General features: G+C 62.4%; 1 pseudogene. It reads right to left on the reverse strand.

Features of this window, described 5'->3' with window-relative positions:
• Nucleotides 1-220, reverse strand: a pseudogene (locus O2S87_RS19170) (2-hydroxyacid dehydrogenase); the annotation flags it as partial.
• Nucleotides 221-255 lie beyond the last annotated feature (35 nt).

The raw sequence follows: 255 nt of genomic DNA on the forward strand, positions 1-255 counted from the left end.
TGCCCATCCGCAGGCGATGGTGGGCGCGGGCGATGTTCCGTGTCGCCGCGAGCAACAGCCCTACTGTGTGATCGGCGACCGTCTCAGCGTTCCGACCAGGGGCGTACAACACTGGAATGCCACGCTCGGTCGCCGCATTGATGTCGACACTGGCCTCCGGTCCGCCGCGGGGACAAGCGATTAGCTGGAGGTCGACAGCGTCGATAAGTTCAGCTGGCACACCTTCGAAACCCGAAATGAAGATATCGACTCCCA

Source organism: Halohasta sp. A2, assembly GCF_056175805.1.